Source organism: Actinomadura geliboluensis, from assembly GCF_005889745.1.
Classification (GTDB): Bacteria; Actinomycetota; Actinomycetes; order Streptosporangiales; family Streptosporangiaceae; genus Spirillospora; species Spirillospora geliboluensis.
Window position 1 is genome coordinate 1 of sequence record NZ_VCKZ01000683.1, and the last position, 2165, is coordinate 2165.

Annotated in this window: 5 protein-coding genes; 4 read left to right on the forward strand and 1 reads right to left on the reverse strand. The window is 66.1% G+C overall.

Annotation, left to right across the window (positions count from 1 at the left end; all coding sequences use genetic code 11):
* Nucleotides 1–162 (forward strand): cupin domain-containing protein (locus ETD96_RS47400; RefSeq protein ID WP_138642300.1); only part of this gene is annotated, 162 nt, incomplete at its 5' end.
* Nucleotides 163–218: 56 nt separating this feature from the next.
* Here the strand turns inward: ETD96_RS47400 and ETD96_RS43455 are convergent.
* Entirely contained in the window at nucleotides 219–617 is a 399-nt protein-coding gene (locus ETD96_RS43455; RefSeq protein WP_138642301.1) for an ATP-binding protein, read from the reverse strand.
* A 137-nt stretch (nucleotides 618–754) separates the two neighbouring features.
* On the opposite strand from ETD96_RS43455, the gene ETD96_RS43460 reads away from it, so the two are divergent.
* From ETD96_RS43460 to ETD96_RS43470, 3 genes are all read left to right on the forward strand, one after another.
* The gene (locus tag ETD96_RS43460) at nucleotides 755–1555 is read left to right on the forward strand and encodes a helix-turn-helix domain-containing protein (RefSeq protein ID WP_138642302.1); all 801 of its coding nucleotides are present in this window, start codon (nucleotides 755–757) and stop codon (nucleotides 1553–1555) included.
* Entirely contained in the window at nucleotides 1546–1740 is a 195-nt protein-coding gene (locus ETD96_RS43465) for a DUF397 domain-containing protein (RefSeq protein ID WP_138642303.1), read from the forward strand. The genes ETD96_RS43460 and ETD96_RS43465 overlap by 10 nt, the downstream gene beginning before the upstream one ends.
* A gap of 190 nt (nucleotides 1741–1930) precedes the next feature.
* The coding region (locus ETD96_RS43470) for a DUF397 domain-containing protein (protein ID WP_138642304.1) at nucleotides 1931–2165 on the forward strand (235 nt) is incomplete at its 3' end.

Below are 2165 nucleotides of genomic sequence, written 5' to 3' on the forward strand. Positions count from 1 at the left end.
CGCCTGGGCGACCACGACTTCGTCATGGGCGCCGGCGAAGCGGCCGAGTTCGACTGCCAGATCCCGCACTGGTTCGGCGCCGCCGGCAGCGGCAACGTCGAAGTGCTCAGCCTCTTCGGCAAAAGCGGCGAACGCATCCACCTGCGCACCGGTCGCCGCTGACACCGGGCGGAAGGGGGGCGGAGGGGCGGACGGGAGGAACGCCCCTCCGCTGGTCTTCAGGTGCGGTCGATGACCGCGAAGACGACCTTGCCGACGTTGTCGGCCAGGGCGCGGATGCCCCAGCAGCGGGCGTACTGATCGACGATGAACAGGCCCCGGCCCGTCTCGCTCGTCGTGTCGGCCTCCAGCATGTGCGGCAGGCCGCAGGCGGCGTCCTGGACCTCCATCCACAGCGCGTCGTCCTCGGTCCGGCTCAACCGCAGGACCACGTCCCCGTCCGTCTCGGACGCCGCGTGCTGAAGCGCATTGGTGACCAACTCGCTGGCCACCAGACACGGCACGAAGTCGTCCATCCCGTACCCGCCGGTGACCAGCCGCACGAACTGCCGGACCTCCGCGACGACCTTGGGGTCCCGCTTCACCACCATCTCGTTCTGCGTCACCGCCTGCCCCATGACCCTCTCCTCACTGTGTGTGGTGTACAGCACACATTGAGCCACTAACCCGGCTAGGATTGGCTTTACCCGATTAGCTTGGCTGACGATGGCAAGCCCGTGGCCAGGCTGGTAAATGACATAGAGAGGTAAGAGCCATGCCTCCACGTCGTCAGCGACCCCGAGAGTCCCCCGCTCTCGTCGCCTTCGGCCGCCAACTGCGCCGAATGCGGGAGGCGAAGAGCGTCAAGCAGGAGACCATCGCGCACCTGACGAACCTGAGCGGTGCACAGGTCAGCCGGATCGAGGCGGGCAAGAGACGCGCAAGTCGATCATTCGTCGAGATCGTGGACGACTACCTGGATGCGAGCGGCGCACTCATCAGCCTATGGGAGGACCTGAACAAGGACGGTCACCCCGTACCGATCTGGTTTGACTGGCCCAGGATCGAAGGTGACGCCGTCGAGTTGACGTGTTACCAGCTATGCGTGATAGCAGGTCTTGCCCAAACACCGGCCTACGCCAAAGCGATCCTCAAGGGAAACGAAGAGGCCGTAGCTGCGCGGCTGGAGCGGCAGAAGATCCTCGACCGGGAGGACGGTCCCATGGTGACGCTCCTGGTCGACGAGCAAGCGCTGTACAGGCCAGTCGGTACCGCCGAGACGATGAGAGAGCAGCTTGAGCATCTGATCGCCCTCAGTGAGCGCCCCAACGTGACCGTCCAGGTCGTCATCGGAAGCGGCGAACACCCAGGAAATGGGAGCAGCTTCGTCTTGGCTACGATGGCCGATATGAGCCAGATAGCCTACATAGAGACGGCTATACGAGGGCTCACGACAGACGACCCCGCAGACCTCGGGGAACTCGCACGCGTCCTGGTTGAACTCCGGAGCAGAGCGCTTCCGGCAGACATGTCGCGAGACTTCATCAGGAAGGTGGCCGAAGAGCGATGGACCTGAAGAACGCCAAGTGGCGAAAGGCCCGGCGAAGCCTGAGCAACGGCGGCGACTGTGTCGAACTGGCGGACGTCGCCTGTGCGTCGGTGGTGGCGGTGCGGGACAGCAAGGACCCGGACGGCCCCGTCCTCCTACTGACCCGCGCAGCCCTCCGCACAGCCCTCCAATCCGCCACCGACACCCACTGACCACCCGGCATCACCACCCCGCCGACCCCCTTGAGTAGCGGCGAGTCGTCGCATCGCCTGCCCGGACGACCCGCCGCACCTCACCCTTCGCCACAGGCGGAGCCCAAGCCCGTCCACCTTCCCCAGAGGCAACCCCAACCGGACGGACACGCCCGCTGACAAGCTCAACCACGCGTCCGACACTGGCTCCATGTCTCTGAAAGACCTCAGCTGGCGCCGAAGTGCCCATAGTGGCGAGAGCAGCCACGGCGGCTCCAACGGCGGCAGCATCCCCGACACCCACTGGCGCAAGAGCAGCCACAGCGGCTCCAACGGCGGCAATTGCGTCGAGTTGGCCGCCGTCACCGGCGCGGTCGCCGTCCGCGACAGCAAAGACCCGGACGGCCCCGTCCTCCTACTGACCCGCGCAGCCCTCCGCACAGCCC